This is a genomic window from Bifidobacterium bohemicum DSM 22767 (assembly GCF_000741525.1).
In the GTDB taxonomy this organism is placed as follows: Bacteria; Actinomycetota; Actinomycetes; order Actinomycetales; family Bifidobacteriaceae; genus Bifidobacterium; species Bifidobacterium bohemicum.
In genome coordinates this window covers 403,427-423,486 of the sequence record NZ_JGYP01000002.1, presented here as the reverse complement: position 1 = coordinate 423,486, position 20,060 = coordinate 403,427, and the positions used below count along the sequence as shown (strand labels likewise).

The window sequence follows — 20,060 nt, the reverse complement described above, 5'->3', positions numbered from 1 at the left end:
AGATGGTGAGCCTTGAATTGATATGATTAAAGGCTTTTGAAGGATATAAAGAGGAACACATGAGCACGAGCGGTGCAGTTACCATTGAGGAGGAACGTCCGAAACACCTGATACGGACTCTTCTGAAAAGTCTGCGTGAGTATAAAAAAGACACGATACTGGCCCCCACGTTCGTCATAGTGGAGAGCGTCCTGGAAATCCTGATACCGACGGTCATGGCGTCCATGATCGATCAGGGAGTGGCCGGCGGTTCCATGCCGGCGATATGGAAGTTCGGACTCATTCTGCTGGGATGCGCCGTTGTGTCGTTGTTCGCGGGGTTCATGTCCGGAAGGTACGCGGCCATCGCATCGGCCGGGTTCGCGAAGAACCTGCGCCACGATTTGTTCGAGAAGGTGCAATCGTTCAGTTTCACTAACATCGACCATTTCTCGACGGGCTCGATCATCACCCGAATCACCACCGACGTGACCAACATCCAGTACGCGTTCCAGATGTGCATCCGCGTGGCCGTGCGCGCCCCGTTGATGGTCGTCGTCGCGTGGCTGTTCTCGTTCCGCATCAGCCCTTCGATCTCGATGATCTTCCTGATCATCATCCCGATTCTCGGCGTCACTCTGACGGGGTTGGCGCTTTCGGTGAACCCTGTGTTCGAGAAGGTCTTCCACACATACGACCATCTGAACAACATCGTGGACGAGAACCTGCAAGGCATTCGTGTGGTCAAGTCCTATGACCGCGAAGAACACGAGAGCCGTAAATTCGGCCGTGTCTCAGAGCGAATATACGAGTATTTCTGCAAGGCCGAGCATGTCCTTGCCTTCAATTGGCCGATTCTGAACACCTGCATCTATGGCGCCATGCTCATCATTTCATGGATGGGCACCAAGCAGATCGTTGGTTCGCACAACAATGCGGCCGTTGGCCTTACCACCGGCGACTTGACCGCCTTGGTCACGTACGCGATGCAGATTCTCATGTCCTTGAACATGGTTTCGATGATCATCGTGATGGTCGTCATCTCGCGGGCCGATGCCGAGCGCATCTGCCAGGTTCTGAACGAAGTGAGCACCGTGCGTGACAACGCCGATCCCATCATGGATGTGCCAGACGGCTCCATTACGTTCAACGATGTCAGCTTCCGCTACGATGTGGGCTCCGAACGACCGGTGCTTGATGATATCAACCTCACGATCGCCTCCGGTTCGACGATCGGCATCGTCGGCGGCACGGGCTCCGCGAAATCAAGTCTCGTCCAGCTCATCCCGCGACTATACGACGTCAGCTCCGGAAGCCTTGAAGTCGGCGGCCGCGATGTGCGCGAATATGATCTTGAGACGTTGCGTGACGCGGTAGCCATGGTGCTGCAGAAGAACGTCCTATTCGCCGGCACGATCGCCGACAACATCCGATGGGGCAATCCGAACGCCACCGATGAGGACGTGCGTCGCGTGTGCAAGCTCGCTCAGGCGGATGGATTCATCCGGGAATTTCCTAAAGGTTACGACACCTATATCGAAGAGGGCGGTTCCAATGTCTCCGGTGGTCAGCGCCAGCGTCTGTGCATCGCGCGCGCCCTGTTGAAGAAGCCCAAGATCCTGATTCTCGACGACTCCACCAGCGCCGTCGACACCAAGACGGATCGGCTGATTCGTGGGGCTTTCAAGACCGAGATTCCCGATACCACCAAGATCATCATCGCCCAGCGGGTGGCCAGCGTTCAGGAGTCGGACGAGATCATCGTCATGGACGGTGGGCGTATCCTCGACCGCGGCACGCACGATCAGCTGTTGCAAACCTGCGATGAATACCGTTCGATCTATCAGTCCCAGACGAAGAGCCAGGGCGAGGGGAGTGACGACGATGAGTGAACCGATCAATGTGAAACAATCCGACGGCATTCAATCGCAGACACCTGGCGATGCCGTCATGAGCAACCATACAAAAGAAGGTCAAGTGGACTCGCAGTCCGTAGAAAAAAGCCAAGCTTACAAGAGTGATCGTCAAGGCGGTAAGGCAGTTTCAACAAGCGCTCGTGCGCCCGAAGGCACCACCAAGCGTCTGATGGGTTATATCCTCCGATATCGCTGGCAGTGCGTAGTCATTATCGTCGGCATTCTGATTTGCGCCGCGACGCAGTCCTTGCCTTCATTCGTGTTGCAGCCCCTGATCGACAATTGCATCATGCCCTTCGTCCACGCCGAAAAACCCGACTGGGGTCCTCTGATCCATATGACCATCGTGGTCGGCTTGATGTATGCTCTGGGCATGGTGGCCTCGTTCGTCTGGAACTACATGGTCGTGGGCGTGGAACAGGGGGTGCTTAAAACCATTCGAGACGAGATGTTCGATCATCAGCAGACCCTGCCGATTCGCTACTTCGACACCCATGAGCACGGCGATATGATGAGCAGGTACACCAACGACACAGACACGCTGCGGCAGATGATTTCCCAGGCCTTGCCGCAGCTGTTGATCTCCGGTGCCTCCGTGGTGGCGGTCGTGTTCGCGATGCTGTGGCTTTCCGTGCCGTTCACCGTCTTCACTCTGCTGTTCGTGGCGTTGATGCTGCTGGTCGTCAAGGTGATTGTGAGCCGTTCGGGCCGGTACTTCATCCGTCAGCAGGAGACCATCGGTGCGGTGAACGCTTTCGTCGAGGAGGCCGTGAACGGGCAGAAGGTCATCAAGGTCTTCAACCATGAGGACGCCACTCAGTCTGATTTCGACAAGCGTAACGAGGCTTTGTGCCGGGCGTCCGCAAAGGCCAACATCTACGCCAATATCACTATGCCGGTGATGGGCAATATGGGCAATGTGCTCTACGTGCTCCTCGCCATTGTCGGTGGCGTGGCCGGCATCAACGGCTGGTTTAATTTCGGGCTGTCCGGCGCCGGCGCGCTTTCTATCGGTGCCATCGTGTCATTCCTTACGCTTTCCAAGGCGCTTATCAATCCGATCAGCCAGATCTCCTCGCAGATCAATATGATCATGATGGCCTTGGCCGGAGCTTCACGTATTTTCAAGCTGATCGACGAACCGTCCGAGTCGGACGAAGGGTCGGTGTGCTTGGTCAGCGTCGAGCTGGCCTCGGACGGCCGCACCATGACCGAGACCGATCGTCCGACCGGTCACTGGGCTTGGAAACGAGCCGCGGACGACGACGGGACCCGTTCTCTCGAGGCAGCCAAACATCTGAAGGGGTCGGCCCGTGAAGTGGCTTTGAAGGCTCATGAGAGGGCGGTCACCTCTGAGGATGGGCGGTTGACACTTCTGCAGGGCGATGTCCGTTTCACGAATGTCTCGTTCGGTTATAACCCCGACAAGACGGTGCTGCACGATATCACATGGTTCGCCAAGCCGGGTCAGAAGGTCGCGCTCGTCGGCGCCACCGGTGCCGGCAAGACCACGATCACCAACCTGATCAACCGGTTCTATGACGTTCAGGAAGGGCAGATACTCTACGACGGCATTGATGTGAAGAACATCAGGAAGGCCGATCTGCGTCGCTCACTCGGCATCGTGCTGCAGGATGTGAACCTCTTCGAGGGCAGTGTGCTCGACAACATTCGATATGGCAAACTCGAAGCCACCGATGAGGAATGCATCGCCGCCGCCAAACGCACCAACGCCGATGGCTTCATTCGTATGCTTCCGAAGGGTTACGACACGGTGCTCAAGGGTGATGGTTCGGGCCTGTCCCAAGGTCAGCGCCAACTGATCTCCATCGCCCGCGCCGCAGTGGCGGATCCGCCTGCCATGATTCTCGACGAGGCCACCAGCTCCATCGACACCCGTACCGAGGAAGTCGTCCAAGAGGGCATGGATGCCTTGATGCGAGGCCGCACCGTATTCGTGATCGCGCATCGTTTGTCGACCGTGCGTAACTCCGACGTCATTATGGTCCTGGACCACGGCAACATCATAGAGCGTGGCACGCATGATGAACTCATCGCGCAGCATGGTGAATATTATCAGCTTTACACCGGTAAGCTCGAACTGGAATAACAGACCTGTGCGTTTTGGCTCCGGTGTTGACGGAGGGGATCGACGTTTCGACGTCGGTCCCCTCCGTTTCGTTGGAACCGCGTCCTTCTGCTGTAAGTGCTGTGAAAACAGTAATCGGGGAATGTGATGTCGTTCATGAAAGCCGTCAGAATAATGAATTTTGTGAATTATTCCAGACGTTTTTTGCATTATTGCTTGTTTTTGAATCGTTTCGTTATAGCATATTCTCAGCATTGCATATTCGTGCGATTCCAAGGTCATTGCTCAATCGCAAACGAGCTTTCTCTAGGGAAAATCGTGACCTGTCGTATCTCATGTCATGCTTGGCCCCAACCGCAAAAGCCTCATTCCTGGAGGAGGAAGAGTATGAGCAAGAACATAAATTCGATATCCAGCCACGCCGAGGGTGATTCGGATAATATGACGGGCAATGAGCGACCTGTGCTTAAACGACGTCCACGCGTTTACGGCGAATTGATGGAAACCACTTGCTTCCGTCTGCCGAAGTCCTGGATTGATCAGATAGAGATGAGAGTCTTAAAGGGAGCGGCAAGTCCCGTTCCGACTTCATACGTACGGCGATCGAACACGCCTTGTCCGAGTGAAGGCCGAATTCAAAGACCACAAGAACGCAAACGAGGTTCCTTCAACGGTCGTTACCGGCTTGGTTGAAGGAACCTCATTTGCGTTCTTGTACGAACAATGGCCTGGATTCATGCGGTCATCCCGGCAACACCGGGTTTTCCGTTTGCGCCGATTGATGGCATCGACCCTGATTGGCCGATTGCGTCGGAGTTGAGACCGAGGGATTGCATGATGGCTTCCTCATATGTGAAGCCTTCATCGCTCATCGTGTTGATGTTGAGTTTCGAATTGTTGATGACTATTGTCGGCGTGGTGATTTTGCCTGCGAATTGACCTGTCTTATCCGCCAGGTCCTTTCTCCGTTGCGTATATCGGGTCGACGCTTCAAGCCAAGGGCCGTAGCCTCCTGTCATCGCTTTACCGGCCATAACGGGGTCGATGCCGGCCTTCGTCATCTGCTGTTTGATGGCGTCATCAGAGACGGGATTGTACTGCGACCCTTCCCTGGGCTGGAACTCACTTGAATACAGATTGGACATAAAATCTATCAGATGATCCGGGTTTGAATCCTCGCTGGATATATAGGCAATCGCGTTGCCTGCGCGTGTGGAATACCCGTCTGAAGACATGTGATCCAAGAATGTCACCGGATGGATGCTCAGATTGATCTGCCCGGCATCAAGCAACGAACGGAATACGGTATCCATCTGTTGGTGCAGCACGGCGCATCCGGGGCACATCGGGTCGGTGTAGATTTCGATGGTAGGGGCTCCAGGAGCCCTCCTGCCGTAGCCTGAATTGGAAAGGAGGATGCCGCCTTTGTCGTCAGCGAAACGTGGCTTGACTCTTACCTGTTGTAACTCGGCATACGCCTGTCCGACGGAGATGTTGCGCATTGCATTGCGACGTTCTATGGACTTCATGCTTGCAATGCCTATGACCGCAACCAAAGCAATATTCACGATTATTGCCACGAAGGCAACGAACCTCCGTTGCCGTTTCTCGCGCCTATGCTGCATCCGAGAAGCTTGGAGGACGGCATCTCCTGCATCCACGTGCCGGATGCTGCGCTCTGTATGGCCAGCTCTTCGAGTCAAGGCCACACCTCCTTATCACCTGGACGAATTTGTCACTTGCGACTGTTGACCGGAGGCCCACTGGACGCCTGTACTTGACGACGGCAGCAAGTATCGAGTGCGGACAGTCCTCTTCGTCTAACTTATTAGACTACCCCCCCCCCTATTGCATGATTAATTTCTAGCGCGTAGTGAACGTCGTTTTGCGCGCTGTGTTTCTTTGTTGACGCAACATGGCTTTGACGTCTTTCACGCGGTGCTTAATTGACCATGCCGGATTGTAATAAGAGGTACAATGTGGAGGTTGCGCTAAACGTAGATAAGGATACGTAAGGGGTGTGACCGCGATGAGTTATATCGAGGTTAACGGAGAAACAAAACGCTACCAAACCGGACAAACCATCATCTATGCGAATCGGGACGTGTCTTTTTCCGCGCGACAAGGTGAGCTGATTGTAATCCTCGGGGCGTCCGGAGCCGGCAAGTCCACGTTGCTGAACATCTTGGGCGGCATGGATACCTGTGATGAGGGTCAGGTCATTATCGACGGCAACGACATCGCGCAATTCGACGCGAAGCAGTTGACGACGTACAGGCGTTTTGATGTGGGCTTTGTTTTCCAGTTCTATAACCTGGTTTCGAACCTTACGGCCCGCGAAAACGTAGAGCTGTCCGCGCAGATTGTCGGAAACGCTGCCGACGCCACGCAAACGTTGGCGGATGTCGGCCTTGCCGATCGTGTTGACAACTTCCCGGCCCAGCTTTCCGGCGGTGAGCAGCAGCGCGTTGCCATAGCCCGTGCAGTGGCCAAGAACCCGAAGATCCTGTTGTGCGATGAACCTACTGGAGCATTGGATTACAACACGGGCAAGCAGGTGCTGCAGATTTTGCAGGATCAGTCGCGCAAGCGTGGGGCGACGGTTATCATCGTGACCCACAACGCCGCCATCGCTCCTATCGCAGACCGCGTCATTCGTATGCGCGACGCGCAGGTCCAGTCCGTGGAGCTCAACCCCACGCCGACGGATATCAAAGATATTGAGTGGTGATGCCGATGACGCGTTTTGCTTCCAAGGGGTCCAAGCGAATGCTGTGGCACGATATACGCCTGTCGTTCCGGAAATCGCTGGGGCGTTTCCTGTCCATCGTGCTTTTGGTGGGTCTGGGCTCATTTGCTTTGGTGGGGCTTAATATTTCCGGACCCGATATGCGTGACACCGGCAACGCTTATTTTGCGCAGCATCATCTGGCCGATTTGAACGTCATAGGCAGTTACGGGCTGGACAAGGCCGATCGTGAGGTTATCGCCAACGCCGCCGGTGCCTCGCATGTCGAGTTTGGATATCTGAAAGATGTCGTGCTCAGGGGCACGGACGAGAGCATTCGTATCTATTCCGCTCCGAAAACGGTTTCCACCTACAATGTGGTGGAGGGCCGCTTGCCCAGAAGAGCCGACGAAGTGGCCATCGACAATTCCCACGACAAGCGGTATCCGATTGGTTCGACGGTCCATATCACCGAAAAGGCCGACGCATTGGGTCGCAAGGTGTTGCGGCGTGGCGCATACAAGGTCGTAGGGGTCACCACCTCCACCGAAGTGCTGGGCACGGTGAACATGGGTGCCTCAACCTCCGGGTCGGGGTCGTTGGACGGCTATATGGTCGTCACTCCTGGTGCGTTCAAATCCGATGACTCCATGATTGCGCGCATCACCTATACCGATCTCGACGGCATGCATGACCATTATTCCAATGCGTACAACAAGCGTCTTGAACGGCACCGCCGACAGTTGAATCGCGATCTCGCCCGCCGTCCCTCGGTGCGTTTCGAAGGTGTCAGGAAACAGGCGAATTCGCAGATCGATGAAGGTAAGGCGCAAGTCAAACAGGCTCAGGATCAGTTCGATTCTGCGCGTTCACAGCTCGAAGATGCCAATAAACAGCTTGCCGATGGGGCTGCGAAAATAGAGAACGCAAAGAGTCAGCTTGTCTCGCAGACCTCGGCCGCCCAATCGCAAATCGCTGCGGGTCGAGCAAAAGTTCAGTCAGGTCAGGCGCAGTATGATGCCGGCAAGCGTCAGTATGATTCGAAAGCGTCTCAGGTTGCCGCTGCTCGTGCGAAGGTCGACGAGGGCTACAACCGGATCAACCAGGCGCAGGCGCAGGCTGACGCCAGCGTGGCGAAGCTGGAAAGCGCGAAAAAGCGGTATGATGATGGAATTGCGGCGTTAACGCGGGTTCAGACCACAATCCAGGCCTTGCAAGCCAAGGTTACGGCCGGGACGATCACGTCGGCCGAGCAGGCTGAGCTGACCGCCTTGTTGGCTGAACATCCCGCCATCGGCACTGAAATCCAAAACACTCAGACCGCACAGTCCGCTTTCATCGCTGGCACCTATAACCCCGGTATGGCTCAGGTTTCCGCCGCGCGCGCCCAGATCGCCCAGAAAAAGGCCGAGGTGGATGCGGCCAACGCCCAGGTCGCCTCGGGCCAGACCCAACTGGCTGAAGCCAGGTCGCAGCTCGACGCGTCCGCTGCGCAACTGGCCCAAGGGCGGGCTGCCGTCGCGTCGGGGCAGCAACAGCTCGCCTCCAAGCAACAGCAGGCTCAGGCCCAGATCGATGCGTCGCAGGCCGAACTGGATCAAAAGACCAACGAGTACAACAGTAAGAAGGCTGAATTCGACAAGGCCGAGCCGGGCGCGAAGTCCGAGATCGCCAAGGCTCAGAAGAAGCTTGACGATGCGACCGCCATGTTGAACGCGATGGAGGAGCCCGTCTACTCGATTGACTCCAAACGTGAGGTGCCCGGATCCGACGGCTACAAGGTCTATGACTCGGTTTCGGTGATCGTCGATTCACTGTCGCGCATTTTCCCCTACTTCATGTATTTCGTGGCGGCTTTGGTCACCTTTACGACCATGACGCGATTTGTGGAGGAGGAGCGCATCAACGCCGGTACGCTCAAAGCTTTGGGGTACTCGAACAGCGACGTGATGGCCAAATTCGTTGTCTACGGCCTCACGGCTTCGCTTACGGGCGCTGCGCTTGGAATCCTTACCGGGCATGTGCTCCTGCCGATCATCGTCTACAACGCCTACAAGGTCGGTTTCAACGTCCCGCGCATTCAGCTTGGATTCCACTGGCCCGTCACCGTGCTGGCGGTGCTGTTGGCTCTGCTCAGCGCCGTGTTGCCCGCCGTCATCAGCGCCTCGCGTGAGTTGCGCGACAAGCCGGCCGTGCTGATGCTGCCCAAGCCGCCGAGCGCGGGGTCGAAGATTCTGCTTGAACGCATCCCGTTGATTTGGAATCATCTCAACTTCACGCATAAAGTCACGGCGCGCAACATCTTCCGTTATAAGCAACGCATGTTCATGACCATTTTCGGGGTGGCTGGTTCGGTGGCTCTGCTTACTGCCGGCTTTGGCGTGCAAGGTTCCATTTCCGGCATCAGCGCCCACCAATTCGGTGACGTGATGCACTACCATCTCATCGCCGCTGAGAACAACCACGTCACCGACAGCCAGCGCAAAGCCATTCAGACCAGGCTTAAGCAAGAGGACATCGAGCGTTCGGCGCCCATTCGATACGAGGATGTCACCAAGGTGGCCGGCCGTAACGACGACAAGCAGGACATCACCCTGATTGTCCCGGAGCATACGAACGACTTCAACAAATACGTCGAGCTCAACACTCGCGTGGGGCACAAGCCCCTCGAACTGAGCCGTCAGGGGGCAGTGGTGTCCGAACGGTTCGCCAACCTCGTCGGGGCCAAAAAGGGTAGCGTAATCGAGGTTAAGGATTCGCAGGGCGCCACCCGCAAAATCAAAGTGACCGGCGTCTGCGAGATGTACCTAGGTCACTTCATCTTCATGAGCCCATCGGCCTATAGTTCAGCGTTCAACCGGGATTACGAGCCCAACGCGCATATGGTCAACCTCAAGAACGGCAGCGTGGACAACACCAAGCGTCAGTCGGCTTCGTTCATGAAACTCGGCGGCATCAAGGGCGTGGTGCAGAACACGACGCTGATCACGCAGATCGACGTCGTGGTCAAGGCCCTCAACCAGATCATGTGGGTCTTGATTGCCGTGGCCGTCATGCTCGGCTTGGTGATTCTTTACAACCTGACCAACCTCAACGTGGCCGAGCGTATCCGGGAGCTGTCCACCATCAAGGTGCTTGGCTTCTACAACGGCGAAGTCACCATGTATATCTACCGCGAGACCATCCTGCTCTCGGCGCTCGGCATCCTGGCCGGTTACGGTTTCGGGGCCTTGTTGCAACACTACATCATCACCGCCGTGCCGCCGGACAACGTGATGTTCGACCCCGCCATCGCCTGGCCCGCGTTCGTGGTGCCGTTGGTGGTGGTGACGCTCATTACCGCGGTGCTTGGCTATTTCGTCTACCAACGTCTGAAGAACGTCGATATGCTAGCCGCCCTGAAGTCCGTGGACTGAGGTTCGGCTTTGTCCTCGCTTGATCCTGAGGCGGGGAAAGCATCGGGCCAAGTTGGCAAGGTCGGTAGGAATGAACGATGAATCGTGGGATTTGTGCGATTCGTTCTTCATTCCTGCCGGCCTTTGAGCAAATCGAGATGTTTCATGTTCTCAATCGCTTGTTCGGCAATGCCGAGCGGGTGTCGTGATGTCGCAACGTTTAGGGAAAATTGAAACACAATAGGTGCGTCGGCACCTGTATCCATAACCGCGCAGACACGGTGAGGCCTAGGCCGGGCCGTGGGCTGACTACTCCGCGGCTGTCGAGGGGAATGTCATGGCTCAATGTCTGACAGATCGTAAACAATCACCACAAAAACCACGAGGTTCCGCAGTTGCCGATGGAAGCAACAAGCCGTCCGATAACGGGTCGTCAAACGATAATGCAGAGATGTCATCCAACGTTTTCGGCCTCGACCCGTCGCTCGAAACCGGTGGGGATGTCGCCAAAGCGCTTGACGTCGATACCGAGGTCGGTCTTGCTTCTGCGCAGGCAGAGCGTCGGTTTGATCGGTTCGGTGCGAACGAGCTGAAGACCGCGCCACCGGTGCCCAAGTGGAAGAAGTTCCTGCAACAGTTCCAAGACCCGCTGGTCTACCTGTTGTTGGCCGCTACGGTTATTTCGGTCATCGCGTGGGCCGTGCAGCGTTCAATGCCGTCCGCAGGGGGAGAAGGCGCCGAAGCGCTGCCGTTTGACGCCATCGTCATCGTGCTCATTCTTATCGTCAACGCGATCATCGGCTATGTTCAGGACGCCCGCGCCCAGCAGGCCGTCGAGGCTCTGGCCCGTATGACAGCACCGCAGTCCACGGTTCTGCGTGACGGCCAGGTGCAACGCATCGAGACCACGCGACTGGTGCCCGGCGATGTGCTGGTGCTCGCAGAAGGTGACGCCGTGGGGGCGGATGCGCGATTGATTGAGTCGGCTTCGCTACGCTGCGCGGAGGCAAGTCTGACCGGCGAGTCGGTGCCGGTGGCCAAGCAGTCCGGTCCGCTTGAAAGCGCCAAGGCTTTAGGCGACCGCACCAACATGGTCTTCAACGGCACCGCCATTACGCAAGGCGCCGGACGTGCCGTCGTCACCGCCACGGGCATGGATACGCAGGTCGGTCACATCGCCGGAATGCTTTCGCAGTCCGAGGAGGGCAAGACGCCGCTCGAGCGCGAGATGGATCACGTTTCGAAGATTCTCGGCCTTGCCGTATGTGCCATCGCGGTGGTGGTCATTGCGGCGCTCGCCTTCATGGAAGGCTTCCACGGCGCTCAGGACGTGATTGACTCGTTGCTGCTGGCGGTTTCGCTGGCCGTCGCGGCCGTGCCCGAGGGGTTGGCCGCCATTATGACCGTGGTGTTGGCGCTCGGCGTGCAGCGCATGGCGAAGCATCACGCCATCGTCAAGAAGCTTTCGTCGGTGGAAACACTCGGTTCGGCCTCGGTGATCTGCTCGGACAAGACCGGTACGTTGACCCGCAACGAAATGACCGTGGAACGTGTGGTCACCGCGAGCGGCGAAGTGCGGGTCACCGGCACAGGGTATGCGCCGTTCGGCGCCATCGTGCCGTTCGACGCTGGTGACGGCGATGTCGACACCCTCCAGGCCACTGACGACAATGCCGATACCGATACCGGTGCTATCGGCACCAACATCGCCTCATATGAAACCCTGGAGACCATGCCTGCCGACGACGCCCGCCGTCACGAAATCGAAGCGGTGCTGGCCGCCGGCATGCTCGCCAACGACGGCGAATTGAACTACACTGGTCAGGACCAACCTGCTGCCTCTCCCAATCAACATAATTGGGAGGTTGTGGGCGACCCCACCGAGGTGTCGCTTCTCGTCGCCGCCCGCAAGGTCGGCGCGGACCGTGAATCCGGCAATTTCCGCCGGGAACTGGAGATGCCGTTCACCTCCGAGCGCAAGATGATGTCGGTGGTCGCGGCCGATTGCCGCGATGGCAATCTCACCATCTTCGCCAAAGGCGCTCCGGACGTGTTGCTGAGCCACTGCACGCGCATTCTTGAAGGTTCGACCGTCCGCGAGCTTTCCGACCGGGACCGTAGCCGCATTCTCGCGGACGTTGAACGCCTTTCCGCCGATGCGTTCCGTACGCTCGGCCAGGCGTATCGTCCGGTCGGCGCTGATAATCTCAATGCTCTGCCGGGCTTCGATGATGGCCCCGGCGACGGCGAGCTTGAAGAGCAGCAGGAATCGATCGAGTCCGATTTGATCTGGGCCGGCATGGTGGGCATCATCGACCCGCCACGCACCGAAGTGGCGGGCAGCATCGCGCAAGCGCACCGCGCGGGCATCCGCACCGTCATGATAACCGGTGACCATCCGCTCACCGCTTCTCGTATCGCCACCGATCTGGGTGTGGCGGACGCCCTTGCGGGCCTTGGCTCGGATTGCGACGCGACGGGGGATGCGCATACGGCGGCTTCGGCGGCGTTGACCGGTCCGCAGCTTGACGAACTGATCGCCAAGGACGATGACGGCGCATCCTTCGACAAGGCCGTGGCCTCCACCAGCGTCTTCGCACGCGTCGCTCCGGAGCATAAGCTTAAAATCGTCGAATCCTTGCAGCGTCAAGGCAACATCGTGGCCATGACCGGTGACGGGGTCAACGACGCGCCCGCCGTCAAAACCGCCGACATCGGCGTGGCGATGGGCGTTACCGGCACCGAGGTCACCAAGGAATCCGCCAAGATGATCCTTGCGGACGACAATTTCTCGACCATCGTCGAGGCCGTCAAGGAAGGTCGCGGTATTTTCGACAATATCCGCAAGTTCCTGCGCTATCTGCTCAGCTCCAATATGGGCGAGGTCTTCACTGTCTTCGGCGGAGTGGTGCTTTCCGGTTTCCTCGGCATCACGCAGCCCGGTTCGGTCGGGGTCACCGTGCCCCTGCTGGCGACGCAGTTGCTGTGGATCAACCTGCTCACCGACGCGGCGCCCGCCCTCGCGATGGGCGTGGACCCCAGCGAAGAGGACGTGATGGGACGCAAGCCACGCAAACCCAGCGATCGCGTCATTGACGGCGAGATGTGGGGCGACATCATCATTATCGGTTTGGCCATGGCGGCGGTGACGTTGATCGGCATGGATCTGCACCTGCCGGGAGGCCTGTTTACCGATCGCTCGCTCGGTGCCAACCACGCCGACCAGATGACGCAGGCCCGCACGATGGGCTTCACGATTCTCGTCTTCGCGCAGATGATCAACGCTTTGTGCTCCCGTTCCCACAAACAGACCGTTTTCAAGGGGCTGTTCTCCAACAAGTGGCTTTGGGGTGCGATTGGCTTGTCGGTTGTGCTGCAACTGGTGGTCGTCTACGTGCCGTTCCTCAATATGCCCTTTGGCACCGCTCCGTTGACTGCGCAAGAATGGATGGAGTGCTTCGGCTTGTCGCTGGTGGTCTTGGTCGTCTCCGAGGCTTACAAGGCGATTCTGCGGTTGGTGGAACGCTAAGAGGCCTGTTCTTCTCGTCTGAATGACGATACCGGCAGGTGTTCGGCCCGGCATATTCAACGTGTGTCTGCATATGAGTTCCATGTGCAGGCGCACAATGCTCATCGGGTCGGTATCGGTACCGTCGCTATTTGGTCGTCTACGTGCCGTTCGTGGTTGGCTGGCGAATCAGCCTACACGATTCGTCTGTCGGCCGCCCACCGTGTCAGCTCGCCCCGGTTCGACAGCTGCAATTTACGAAGCACGGCGCTGACGTGCGTCTCCACGGTTTTCACGGAGATGAACAGCTCGCCGGCCACCTCTCGGTAGGTGTAGCCGCGGGCGATCAGTCGCATGACTTCCTGCTCCCGTGTGGACAGTTTGTCCAGTTCGTCGTCGTGCTCGGCCGGACCGGTGCCTTGGAAGGTCGAAAGCACGAATCCGGCCAGTTTCGGAGAGAACACCGCATAGCCTTCGCTGACTTGGATGATGGAAGAGATCAGATCCTCGCCGCTGATGGTCTTGGTCACGTACCCTCGCGCTCCGGCACGAATCACCGCGCCCACGTCTTTAGGGGAGTCCGAGACCGAAAGGGCCAGAAAGGCGGTGTTGGGGCATAGGGGTTGCGCTTTGGTGAGGATTTCCGCCCCGCCGCCGCCTTCGCCGCCCGGCACATGCACGTCAAGCAGCACCACGTCCGGCTGGGTGTCGGCGATCATCGCCACCGATCCCTCCACATCCGGTGCCTGGCCCACGATGGTGAAATGCGGGGAAAGCGTGGCGATCACTCCGGCGCGGAACATCTCGTGGTCATCCACCACGCCCACGCGGATCCTGGAAAAATTCGGTTTGGCTGATGCGGCTTCATGGTCATTGGTGAATCTTGTTGCGGAACGATTGGTGCCGTTGATTGCGCCGGGCCGGCTGTCAACCGAATGGGCACCTGAAGTGGCATTGACCGGGGCATTGACCGGGGCATTGCTTGCTTGACCCGCGACAATTGAGTCGACGCGATTCGAGGTCTGGCGGTCGGCGTCTATGCGTTCAAGGTGTGCGGTGCCTGCCTCCCGTGGGTTCATGCCGTTCATGGCTCCGTCTTCTTCACTCATTGCCTTCATTTCAATCCTTGCCTGTATTCATCGTATCGCTTGTGGTCGTCGTTTCCTGTTTCGGGCTAGGCGGGTCGCTTTTCTTGCGCCTCTCCACCGCAATCGGCATGTGCATACGAACCTCGGTGCCCCATTCCGGGCGCGAAACGATTTCGACGCTGCCGCCGCGTCGTTCAATGCGTCCGATGATCGATTGTCGTATGCCAAACCGGTCGGCTGGAATCGTGCTCTGGTCGAAGCCTGCGCCGTGATCGCGTACGAATACCTCGACTTGCGTGTCGCTTGATTCGCAATACACTGATATGGGTTCGCCTCCGTGTTGCACGGCGTTGAGCATGGCCTGCTCACTGGCGTTCAGCAGGGCGTCGGTCTGGGAGCTGGGCCGTGCGTCCCCGACCGTGACCACGTTGATCGGTCTGCCAAACTGGTCTTCGATGCGTGCCGCGATATCTTTGATGCCCGCGCTCACCGACCGCCCGGAAGGGGTACGTTCCTGGTACAGCCATTCACGCAGCTCGCGTTCCTGGCTGCGAGCCAGGGTGAAGACGGTGCCGGCATCCTTGCAGTTCAGCTGTATCAAAGCAAGCGTTTGCAATACTCCATCATGTAGGTGCGCTGCCATGTCGGCGCGTTCCTCTTCGCGTTCCTTCAAGGCCCGCTGTACGCCCAGATCGTTGATCAGTCTGACAATCCACGGCACCACCACGGCCGTAACACCCAAAAGCAGTGCAAAGGCTGCTGCAAGGTCGATTTGAGCGTGATGCCATGAACGCGCATCAATCAGAACAAATATCGTGAACCCGAGCATGACAAGGCCTGCGCCGAGTAGCATCGAGCGTAGTTGCCCACTTTCCGCATCAAAGCTCAACCATGAGACCGCAATGCCCGCCAGCGCAAGCAAAATGGGGATGATGAGCGTGGCGCTCAGCGGGCTTGCCAATATGGCTATTGATACGATCATGGCCGAAAGTCCGACCAACCCGAACAACGCCGGCTTTGAAGCACGAGTGATGGTTGTCCGCAGAGCTTCGAATGGTCCGCCTTGATCGAGCCTGTGGCCCTGGTCGTCCAAGTCCGCCCCGTCGCCGCTCGCAGTGCCATCAAGAGTATTCGCCGTGTATGGCATGCCGGGTGCGTTCGGGGTGAAGACCGAGTTCCCACGAGAAAGCGGTTCCTGCTGTGAGCGGTTGACATATTGTGCCTGATATGCCGCAACCGGATCGCCGGAGGGGACGGCGACCCATAGCAGTATGTATGCCACGAGGCCGGCGCCCCACAGGAACGTCGCCGCCACGAAAGCCAGTCGGGTCATGGTTACCGAAACGCCAAGATGTATGGACACACCGCGGCATACCCCACAGAAAACGCGCTTTCGTTTTGGGCGCAGCAGCGGCAGGCGGTGCGGCGTTTGTGGCTCTTGCACCGGTTCCGGCCATTGTCGCTGCGGCTGGCGGTAGTGTCCTTGCAATCTCATACTTCTATTGTGACGCATCAGGGCTCCTACGGAGGTGTTTTGATAGAAGTTCAGGGTTGAATCAGGGGATTCCCTGAGGGTTTCGCGCTTCATGGCGTGCTGTAATGAAGATATGGAAAACAACAGTGACTATGGCGACGGTCTCGATCCGTCACGGCAGCAGGGTGCAACCGGGCGAAGACCGCAAGGCGGTCGGCCTTATCAAGCTGCCCAGCCTGAACAATCTGAGCGGTCTGGTCAGGGCGCGTGGAATGGTCGGTCCGGATCTTCAGGCCCGTTCGGGCAAGATGGGCAAGGTCCGCAAAGAGACTCTGGTTCACAAGGCGATCGTGGCCAGCAAGGATTTCAGAACGGATGGTCCGGGTATGGGTATGGTGACCAGCATCCAAGCAATGGCGTCAACGAGAATATCAACCGTTTTTTCGGATGGATTCGTAGAAGTGGACTGATACGAGGCAACAACCGTTGGATTGGCGGCGTGTGCGACGGAATCGCAATGCGTTATGACGTCAGCGTCGTATTCGTGCGAGTGATTCTGACGGCCTCGGTGCTCATCTGTGGAGCCGGTCTTGTCTTCTATGCGGCGGCATGGGCGTTATTGCCGGACTGCCGCGATGGACGAATCATGGGCGAGGATCTGGTGCATGGACAGTGGCAGTGGACTGTGCTCGCGCCGATTATCCTCCTGATGGTCGGTGTTTCCAACAGTAGGGGAATTGGTGCGTTCTTCGGGCTTCTGGCCATCGGACTGTTGCTGGTGATCGTCAATATTCTGGTCAATCGTGTCGACTCAGGGCGCGGCGGCCGTTATTACCAGCCCCAGGCCGGCGGTTATGGTCCCTATGGTCCGTCTGGTTCCTATGCGCCTCAAGGAGATCACGACCCTCGTCCTTGGTCGGGTTCGGCTTCACAGCCAAGCCGGTTCCAGTCCTACGACCACGAAGGCTTTGCCGGTTCCGGCTCCCAATATGGCGCCCGGCCGATGAATGATGATGCAGGTTCATTCTCTGGTTATTCACCCGCCGGTCCTGCTGGCTCACACGTCAATGGTTCCGGTCCGAACCCGTATGCCCAGCAGGCCGCATATGGTACGCCATACTATTATCAGGCGCCTCCCATGTACAGGTCGGCTGCGCCCAGGCAGGTCGTTGCGCAACCTCCAGTCGCAAGTAGGCTACGCCGTAAGCCGGCGGGCTTTGCTGTTGTGTTGCTCTTTCTTGGTGCGATTTTGGTTTCGGGGGCTGTAGCCGCGTTATTCGCCATCGACTACGGCGGGTTGGAATCAACGCTGAAAGTGGCCACGATTTGGATTGCGGTTGTGCTCGCCGCGCTTGGTCTGGGTGTCTTGGCATTGGGGATCGCCGGACGGCGTGCCGGCGGTTTGCACCCGATGATCTGGATCGCCGCCCTCCTTGCCGTGGTTTTGGTGGGTACCGATGCCGGTTATTCATGGATAGTGAGCGATATGCACCGCCTCAACGATTCATGGCATCAGGTCTCGCTGTCTGGTTTTCAGGCCGTGGACGGCAGCAATAAAGCCGAATTGTCGCGTCTGCGTCGTGGCGTTGCGGTCAGCGGTAACGACTTCGACCATGACGTGCTCAATGTCGATTTGAGTGATTACGGCAAAGGCGAGGGCACTCACGATGTTACGCTAGGCGACGGCACAAGAGCAAAATCAGCTTGCCCCACCGGTCGTATTGATTTGACCGCACAGCGCTCGCAGGTTTTCGTCACTCTGCCCGCCGGGTGCTCGTACGGCCTGATGACCGGAACGGACGATCCAATTGACTTTCAGCGCCAGTTGTATCAAACGGGACGAATTCCTTCGGATCTGAATCTGCATCTGGGCTTGAACGGCGGGTCGATAAGGATTGACCCTGACGATTCAACGACTTCCGTACATTCTGGGCGGTCTAATGCATCCGGTCGCTCCCGTAGCAACGACCGTAACAGCGGCACCGACCAAGACTCCGATAATGATAATGGTGACCAGGATGGCGACACCGAACCCTACTGTGACGACGATTCCGTCGGCATCTCCATCGGCGAGGCGTGCTTGCCCAACAGTCCTTTCGGCGTCAAATCGGTCGGCGGTCGGTATACCGCAATCAGGTATGGCAGTGCAATCGGCCTGTGGAATGGCAGGGGAGTGAGAATCGGGGAGGTTGACAATGATCACGGCGGAATCGCGTCCAGCTCCTCAGGGCGGAACGACGGCAATTACTCGTGGTATTACGACAAGTCCAAGATGCCGAAGGGCGGGCCGGAACTTACCGTCGTCGTGCCGTTCGTGGTCGAAGGCAAGGTGACCGTTCAATACCCCTATGAAAGCCATGTAAAGAGCTATATCCAATATGTCAAGGAGCGTGACTGATGAGTGATCGGAGCGATATTGAAGACGTCATGCCTCCCCAATCCGATTCGGTGTCTGTGGATGCGGCGTTGCCCGTTGCGGATGCAAACGATGCGGCAATGATGGATAGAACGGCGGCGGCAGAGCGGGCGGCAGCGACTGCTGACACGAATGTGGGCGAAACCGACGAGGGCGCTCAGGCTGCTTCCGGTGATTCGGTTGGTTCCGCTCCTCGCGTTGAGTCTCAAGTGCACGTAGTGCCCCAGATGCGGCCATCGTCACCGAATGGAATGCGGCCAGGCGGTCCGAGTGTCGGAACGCTTGTTCTGAGTCTGTTTCTGCTGTTCTTTGCAGTCGTTGTGCTGATTGTGGGTATGGGTACGCCGATTTCTCCAGGTAATTTCGCTTTCGGACTTGACATACGGGCTTTTGTCGCATTGGTGGTTGCGTCGTTTGGCGTGTTGCTGATTTTGGTGGCTGTGGTCTGGGCGATTGTCTCCGCTGTGCGTCGTCGCCGGACGGCCGGTCGATGAACGTGGTGGTTCGGTCAGACCGAGCGCCGTTCCACCCTGCGTGAGCCGCCGGTTTCGTTAATCGATATTGGCGTTGAATGGCGTGAAGGTCGGTCTGGGATCGTTGGGATACCAATGGCTCGTATCGGCCTCCACGTATGCGTCAGGTCAAGTCGTCTCAGACTTATCAAGCTGCTTAACGTTGCAATGACTCGGCTTCGTCAAGTGAACTGAACCCACCCAGCAATACCGTATTGCGTATTGTTGTTTCGGTAAGATTTTCTCCTCGCGCGGCAAGACTTTCGATGAATCGACGGTATAGGTCGAAGGTGGCATCCGAATAGGTGCCGAGCTCTCCTCGCAGGTATGTTTCAAATGAGGTGGCCGTCCGGGTGTCCTCGGCCGTGGTCAGCACACGCATCTCGGCTCCGAGCTTGGGGTAGCGCTTACGGAAGTCGTCGGCCCAGGCGACCTGCCGGGCGATGACCTGTTCCTGTGCTTCGATACGGGTGTCGGAAAGCCGCGGAATGTACGGCTCGATGTTGCGTTTGAACTCGTCGGGGAAGGTGGAAGCCATCATCCGCCCGTACTTTTCGGTTATGAGGTTGCGGCCGATACGATCAGCGTCGTCAAGGTCGCGAGCATAGCTTTCGGCCAGCGGGCGGGGCCAAGCGGCGAATTGACTCAATCTCATCTGGTGAAAGGTGGGCCAGTTGCCTTGGCAGGCGGCGCGTCCACCTTCGTTGTTGGTGTCTTGGAACTGATCCCATTCGTGGCGCACCAAGCGTTCGTCAAGCTCGTCGGACGGTACGGTGGTCGGGCACGCGTCGCGACCGTTCGTCTCGTTGTCGTTGGGGGAGGCGTCAGTGCTGGTGTTACAGGAATTGTCGGAGTTGCTCATGTTCATGATGGTTGTGTGCTTCCTGCCGTTGGTGGCTGTAGGTGTGAAACTGGTTCGTTGCTTGTAGTGGGCGTGGCGGTGTCGGTGTTTAAA

General features: G+C 57.8%; 12 protein-coding genes. 8 read left to right on the top strand and 4 right to left on the bottom strand.

Annotated elements, in window-relative coordinates; genetic code table 11:
* The first annotated feature begins 59 nt into the window (after positions 1 to 59).
* Together BBOH_RS04045 and BBOH_RS04040 are read left to right on the top strand one after the other, a co-directional pair.
* Positions 60 to 1,871, top strand: coding sequence for an ABC transporter ATP-binding protein (locus tag BBOH_RS04045; RefSeq protein WP_033521774.1), 1,812 nt, complete (start codon positions 60 to 62; stop codon positions 1,869 to 1,871).
* Positions 1,872 to 2,064: 193 nt separating this feature from the next.
* Complete coding sequence (locus BBOH_RS04040; protein ID WP_237743158.1) at positions 2,065 to 4,005, top strand: ABC transporter ATP-binding protein; 1,941 nt, start codon at positions 2,065 to 2,067, stop codon at positions 4,003 to 4,005.
* Between the two features lie 713 nt (positions 4,006 to 4,718).
* Here BBOH_RS04040 and BBOH_RS04035 read toward each other — a convergent pair.
* On the bottom strand, positions 4,719 to 5,564 hold the full coding sequence (locus BBOH_RS04035; protein WP_161786434.1) for a DsbA family protein: 846 nt from the start codon (positions 5,562 to 5,564) through the stop codon (positions 4,719 to 4,721).
* Between the two features lie 449 nt (positions 5,565 to 6,013).
* Here BBOH_RS04035 and BBOH_RS04030 point away from each other — a divergent pair, with 449 nt between their 5' ends.
* From BBOH_RS04030 to BBOH_RS04020, 3 genes are all read left to right on the top strand, one after another.
* A complete protein-coding gene (locus BBOH_RS04030; protein ID WP_033521777.1) occupies positions 6,014 to 6,715 on the top strand; it encodes an ABC transporter ATP-binding protein in 702 nt (233 codons plus the stop codon).
* A gap of 38 nt (positions 6,716 to 6,753) precedes the next feature.
* Positions 6,754 to 10,128 (top strand): FtsX-like permease family protein, encoded by a 3,375-nt coding sequence (locus tag BBOH_RS04025; protein WP_033521825.1) that lies wholly within the window; start codon positions 6,754 to 6,756, stop codon positions 10,126 to 10,128.
* Positions 10,129 to 10,558: 430 nt separating this feature from the next.
* Positions 10,559 to 13,636 carry a cation-translocating P-type ATPase gene (locus tag BBOH_RS04020; RefSeq protein ID WP_033521779.1) on the top strand — a complete coding sequence of 1,026 codons (3,078 nt, stop codon included), beginning with the start codon at positions 10,559 to 10,561 and terminating at the stop codon, positions 13,634 to 13,636.
* Positions 13,637 to 13,809: 173 nt separating this feature from the next.
* On the opposite strand, the gene BBOH_RS04015 is transcribed toward BBOH_RS04020, so the two are convergent.
* Together BBOH_RS04015 and BBOH_RS04010 are read right to left on the bottom strand one after the other, a co-directional pair.
* The gene (locus BBOH_RS04015; RefSeq protein WP_033521827.1) at positions 13,810 to 14,448 is read right to left on the bottom strand and encodes a LuxR C-terminal-related transcriptional regulator; all 639 of its coding nucleotides are present in this window, start codon (positions 14,446 to 14,448) and stop codon (positions 13,810 to 13,812) included.
* Between the two features lie 286 nt (positions 14,449 to 14,734).
* Complete coding sequence (locus BBOH_RS04010) at positions 14,735 to 16,198, bottom strand: ATP-binding protein (RefSeq protein WP_044098122.1); 1,464 nt, start codon at positions 16,196 to 16,198, stop codon at positions 14,735 to 14,737.
* A gap of 125 nt (positions 16,199 to 16,323) precedes the next feature.
* Between BBOH_RS04010 and BBOH_RS08980 the strand changes: the two genes are divergently transcribed.
* From BBOH_RS08980 to BBOH_RS08250, 3 genes are read left to right on the top strand one after another with little or no spacing between them, the layout of a single operon-like run.
* Positions 16,324 to 16,647, top strand: a complete 324-nt coding sequence (locus tag BBOH_RS08980) for a hypothetical protein (RefSeq protein WP_161786436.1) — start codon at positions 16,324 to 16,326, stop codon at positions 16,645 to 16,647.
* A 47-nt stretch (positions 16,648 to 16,694) separates the two neighbouring features.
* On the top strand, positions 16,695 to 18,575 hold the full coding sequence (locus tag BBOH_RS04000; protein ID WP_033521783.1) for a hypothetical protein: 1,881 nt from the start codon (positions 16,695 to 16,697) through the stop codon (positions 18,573 to 18,575).
* Complete coding sequence (locus BBOH_RS08250; protein ID WP_052118206.1) at positions 18,575 to 19,087, top strand: hypothetical protein; 513 nt, start codon at positions 18,575 to 18,577, stop codon at positions 19,085 to 19,087. The genes BBOH_RS04000 and BBOH_RS08250 overlap by 1 nt, the downstream gene beginning before the upstream one ends.
* 175 nt (positions 19,088 to 19,262) lie before the next feature.
* Here BBOH_RS08250 and BBOH_RS03990 read toward each other — a convergent pair whose 3' ends face one another.
* Positions 19,263 to 19,973 carry a DUF4125 family protein gene (locus BBOH_RS03990; RefSeq protein WP_237743123.1) on the bottom strand — a complete coding sequence of 237 codons (711 nt, stop codon included), beginning with the start codon at positions 19,971 to 19,973 and terminating at the stop codon, positions 19,263 to 19,265.
* Positions 19,974 to 20,060 lie beyond the last annotated feature (87 nt).